Source organism: Flavobacterium beibuense F44-8, from assembly GCF_000769915.1.
GTDB classification, from domain to species: Bacteria; Bacteroidota; Bacteroidia; order Flavobacteriales; family Flavobacteriaceae; genus Flavobacterium; species Flavobacterium beibuense.
Window position 1 is genome coordinate 1 of record NZ_JRLV01000035.1, and the last position, 5,638, is coordinate 5,638.

Annotated in this window: 2 protein-coding genes; both read right to left on the minus strand. The window is 40.3% G+C overall.

All coding sequences use genetic code 11. From position 1 onward, the window contains the following. Window positions 1-169 precede the first annotated feature (169 nt). The gene (locus Q763_RS16820; RefSeq protein WP_035136220.1) at window positions 170-3,151 is read right to left on the minus strand and encodes a hypothetical protein; all 2,982 of its coding nucleotides are present in this window, start codon (window positions 3,149-3,151) and stop codon (window positions 170-172) included. Between the two features lie 9 nt (window positions 3,152-3,160). Then, entirely contained in the window at window positions 3,161-5,341 is a 2,181-nt protein-coding gene (locus tag Q763_RS16825; RefSeq protein WP_035136221.1) for a hypothetical protein, read from the minus strand. Window positions 5,342-5,638: the final 297 nt, after the last annotated feature.

The window sequence follows — 5,638 nt, forward strand, 5'->3', positions numbered from 1 at the left end:
AATCTCAATGGGGTAGTGATTTTACACCTCAAGAAGGAGAGAGAGTAAGAGGAATTATTAAGTGTGGTTTAGATACTATTGAAGAAAGAATGGCACAAAACTAAGTACTTTACAACATTGGTTTATAAATAAAGCCTTTAGCATTTGCTAAAGGCTTTATTTTTTTTACTTAAAAGTTAGCTCCTTCTCTTATCTGTACATAGCTGTTACCCTGTGTAATAATATCTTCTACAGCTACAACAGGAGGTGGTATGTTTTTAACGGCTTCGGCAGTGAGGTTAGCCAGTTCCTGCATGTTTATTTGTGAAGGGGCTATATCTCGCGATACTATACCGCCACCCTCAAAATAATTGCCCGTTGTACTGCCGCCCCCCGCCGGGAATGCATTGTTAAATGCCATGAAGTGACGAGCGGCATTGCGGTTCATTACGCCTATAAGTTCGCCCTTTTCGGCTTCAAAGCGGGTGCCGTCTTCACCGGTAAACATAGTACCTCCGGCACTGTGCCTTTGCCCGCCAATATTAAACAGCGCACCTTTTTCGGCCTTAGGGGCTTTGGTCGATGTAATTTTCTTTACGTTTGCCAAACCTGCCGCTACAGCGGCTCCTGCCGCCGCCGCACCAAGTGCCGGACCAACAATAGGGATACCCGCCATAGACTTGTATGCTCCAACTGCCGACTGGTATGTATCAATAGTGGCCTGAGCCGCTGCCATAGCCTTACCGGCTTTACTCTCTTTACCCAGTATGGTACTAAGGTTACCAAAGGTGCTTGAGGCAAGACCCAGTTTAAAGTTGGTAGAAGCTTCCTTAATTTCCTTTAGCTTTTCTTCATGTTCTTTATCGTTTAACTGTATTTTGCTATTATATTCATCGTTTTTGTCTGATAGCTGCTTTTTATATTCATCTTCGCTAATAAGTCCTTCATCGTGTTTTTCCTTTAATTCAGCAACTTCTATTATTTTACGTTCGTCAAGTTTGGCTTTTTCGGCTGCATAGCGGGCATCTTCGGCAATAGTTTGCTCCTGGTACTGCGTTTCGGCATTTGCCATTTTAATATCAAACTGCAACTGTTCGGCCTCTGCCTTTTTTTGTATTTCCTCTATCTCTTTTGTTACACTGTCTTTATTGGCTTGTTTTTCAGAATCTTCAGCAGCCTTTGCGACAGCTTGTTTTGCATTATTATATTCCTCTTGTATTTTTAAATACTGGGTATACAGTTCAATTTCGGTATCTTTTAGCTCCTGGTTAGTATCAATTTTACGGGCTATTGCTGCTGCATCTTTTTCAGTATCATCTCCTAACGTTCTTAACTGTAAATCCTTTAATTTCTTTAGTCTATCGATTTCCTCTTCATACATTTGAGCTGTAAACTCTTTACCGTTATTGAGTCTGCTTTGGTTTTGCTGTTTCCACAGTTCCAGTTCGGCATTGGCAAAATTTACGGTAGCCTGAAATGTTTTTGACTCAAATTCATCCTTTATATTTTTCATTTCAGTATCATACTGCACCCTGCTTATTTTTTTTTGTTTCAGCTCTTCATTCAGCAGGGCTATAGATTTTGTCATGTACTCTTTTTGATAGTCGAGTTGCTCATTTAATGTTTTTGCCACACCATTGTTTTGGGCTACATACAGGTCTAAAAGTTCTTTTTGTTTTTGGAGCATATGGTCTACATATTTGTCCCACTGTTCCTTTCGTTTGTTTAGTTTATCTTCCTGTTCATCTGTAAATTTATCTGTAAGGGCATTAATATTGTCGTAGTGTTTTACGGTAAGGTTGGCATCTTCTACCTGTATTTCTGTGCGTTTTAGTTGGGCATCTTTCAGGGCTTTTATTTCCTCTTCACTAAGGCTTTTTGTTTTTTGCAGTTGCTGTGCATATTCATAGCCTTTTTCCTTTAATAACCTTTTTTCTTCATCATTAAGGTTTGCACCGTTTGCAAGAGCTTCGGCAGCAATTCTGTAAGCTTCTTCTGCCTGTGCTTTACGCTCATTAAGGTTTTGTTTTTCAATTTCGTTAGCCTTTTTAAGAGCTGCTAATCTTTCCTCTTCGGTTTTGGTTTGATCTTCAGAGGCACGAGTGTATGCCTCAATGCTTTTTTGTGCCTCGGCATTTTTTATTTCCTGCAGTTCCATTTGCTTGGCAAGTTCCTGTTGTGCCCCTTTAAGTTTGTAGGCTTCTGTGGCGGCTTCGGCCATGTTTTCTCCCATATCTGAAAACCAACTGCCTATTGATTTTGCTCCCGATAATACATTAATAAAATCAAGTATTGAGTTTTTAATGGACTCAAAAGCTGCACCTGCCGCCGCAGTAACTTTTTCTACGGTTTCTACAATTGGCTGAAAGGTTTTTAGGGTATCGACAACAGTTTGAACTGCGTATGCAACAGCAACAAGTAATAATCCAAGCGGGTTTTTTGCAAACTGCCATGCGGCTTTTGTCATCCCTATAATACCCGAGGTCATCCCTGCCATGGAATTACTAAAAAGTTTACCTACACCACCGGCTTCCTGCGAACGGGATATGAGTCCGCCAATACCTCCGTTAAAAACGTTTATAGCATTAAAACTGTCTTTGACCTGTTCTTTATAGTCGTTAAAGGTTTTTTCTCCTTTTTTTACTTCTGTGTCACCCTGGTCAACCGCAGTATTCATTTTTGTTATTGATTTGGTAAATTCATTTAGGGCATCTTTACCATCTTTTGCAGTATCTGAAAGGTCGTTTAGGGTATCGGAGGTTTCATCTACCGAGTCTGAAAACTCTTCCTGGTCTTTTGCCGCTTTTTTTGCTGCCGAACCATAATCCTTCATTGCCGATTTTCCGTCTTTAAGCGCATCTGCAAAATCGTCCTGTTGCTTAGCAGCTTTTTTTGTAGCCTTGGTAAGGTCTTTTTGGCTGTCAATCATTTTATCGTTTTCCTTACTTACCTTTTTTAGGGCTTTAACCTGCTGTTCGAGCTTTAAGATAAGGCTTTCCAGTTCGCTGCGCATTTTTTCAAACTGCTTGGTGTTTTCCTTACCTTCTTTTTTAAGGCTGGTCATTTGTTCCTTTAAGGAGTTAATGGCCTTTTTTGCCTGCTTGGCACTCGCCAGTAATGCTTTTACGTCGATATCGAGCTTTGCAATTACAATTTCTTTTTCTTTTGCCATTGTTTTGTGTTAGTCAAGTATAAAAGTATTAGAGTAGGTTTTGGTACTGTTGTACAGTAGCCTGAAATGGGTAGCGTTTACACTGGTAGTTAAAATACCCGGTTGCCCCGGTAATAGGGTTACCCTGCCTGTTTTCCAGTTAGTACCATCGGGCGAGTACTGGTGCAGTACATCAAACCTGGTAGGGAAGTTGGTTATATAGCCTACCTGATAAGTAGTAGGGGTAAGCCTTACCACATTGTTTATGGTTAACGACGGGGTGCGCACTATAGGGCCTAAAACAAAACCGGTTTGTGGTGGCGAATAGTTTACCCTTACCAGTTCGCATTTTGTTAGTTTACCCGGTATGTAGTTGTTTATTTTATTGACCAGAAAATACCCCGATAGTGCATCTATGTAATACAGTTTTTTAAAATCGAAATTAGCGACATCAGTATCATTAAGGTACATTTCGGCATTAACGATAAGGGCTTTTTCCAGTATGCTTTTAAGTGGAGTGTAATAGGTGTTTATAATATCAAAAAAAGATAGTTTACTAAAGTTTTCCCTGTAAAATTTTGGAGACTGGGTAGATTGTGCCAAAACGCTGCTTATTACGAGTGTTGTCATGTTTACCGGTTCACAACGCATAAGGTAAAACCTATTATCCAGCGATTTGTAAGTTACGGTTGGTTCGCCTGGTTCGGGGTTTTCTACGGCTTCTTTTTCCCAAAACTTATAAATGTTTGTAAGTCCGCCAATAGGACTTTGGTAGGGTTCCGGACTGTAAATTTTTGACTTAATACTATCTTTAGTCTCGTTTAAAATTTCGTTGTCAACCCCTATGTAATGGTCGTTGTGCGCCGAACCTTCGCCATTGTACTTGTACCTAAACCAGTTTTGTTTTGCATAGCTGCCGTATATATAACTTTCATTAATTTTTCGGGCAAATTTGTCACTCCAGTCGTTATTTTCTGGTGAGGTTAACTGCTGTGTAAGGGTTAGAAATTCGTATTTATTTTCGTTTTTATCCTTGTAAAGTACCAGCCCGAAACGGTATATGATTTCCTTTAGGAAATCTTTTAGGGTAAAACCCGAAAGCGCATCGGTAAAATTAGTTTGTGCAGCATTTAGCTTGGTAAAAGTGACATCTAAGGTAGGGGTGTCCCAAAACCTAAACTTTTTATTTGCATTTCTAAATACCAAACAAATGGTTTCGCCTTCCTCAAGCCTGAATGTTTTTGAAGTATTGAAATTAGTATAGGGCTGTATGTTTTTTGCAGCGATGTAAAATTCGGGAATCGGAATGTTATCGTAGGCAAGAAATTCTCCATGCGGATCGGCGTTTTTACATACAACAAGATCTACCGAAGTGTTTACATTAGTAAGGTTACCTTTAATGCTTAGCCTGTACATGCCCGATTGCGGAGCTTTAAGGTAACGAATACGTTCGGGGTCATCGTTTTCACTCCAGGTCTCTTCAAGCTCATTCACTTCGGGATCGTAAAAGGCAGCCGAGTATATTTTCCATTGGGGCCATCCCTGTTTTAACCAGTGCCAACTTTCGGGCGTACTTTTAAAAAGTACTTCACCACTGTTTTCTGTTCCTTTAGGATAGGTTAACCAGAGGTTTTTAAACTCATCTGAATCAAATACAGTCCCCGAATATTCAAACCCATATTTTTCGAATATCTTGTCCCAAAGCCATGCTACATTAAGACTGGGTATTAGGTAATCAACATATATTTTAAGCGGATTAGATACATTAAGCGGGCTTTCTCCGTTATAGTCGGCAAGAATGTAGCGATAGGGTAAATCCTGATTCCATGTGTTTGCTACCGCTTCGGGAGTTTTGGAGTGCTCTGTTTCGGTAAGGTCTAGGTCGGCCAGAGAGGCGTTTTCTATAGCCTTAAATAAATCAATTATACCGTCATAAACCACAGCTTCATAGTAATCGCCAGAGTCGGCTATAACAGCATATCCGTTATTTATAAAGCATTCGCCGGTATCGTTATAAAGGGTACACTGATTTTTTTGATAGGGTACGTTTGAGGCATTTCCGGTAAGGGTCATGTGGTCCAGTGCCCTTACATTATTTGCGGTTTTAGGGAGTTTAAACTTATTGGTAAAGCTGGACTGACGGTCTTCCAGGCTGTTAAGGTCGTTTACCTGTTTGGTTTGGGCAATAACCTCGCCTGCGTCTAAGTCCATTAACTGCCGGTTAATGTAAAGTAAGAGAGACAAGTTGTTTTGTTATGGTCAAATATTTTTTTAATACGGGAGATAATAGGGGATAGACAGGAGACTGTCATTGCGAGGAGGAACGACGCGGCAATCTCATCTCCTTCCTTCTTTTGTCCGTGACACAAAAGAACCAAAAAGTCGGGCTTAGATGCTTTAGGCTAAAAATTATGGCTCTCGGCTAAACCATCCGAACTCGGCTATCGCCTCAAACAGCGGATACTTTTTACGCCTCATTTATAATTTTCTTTACGCCACAGCATCTTA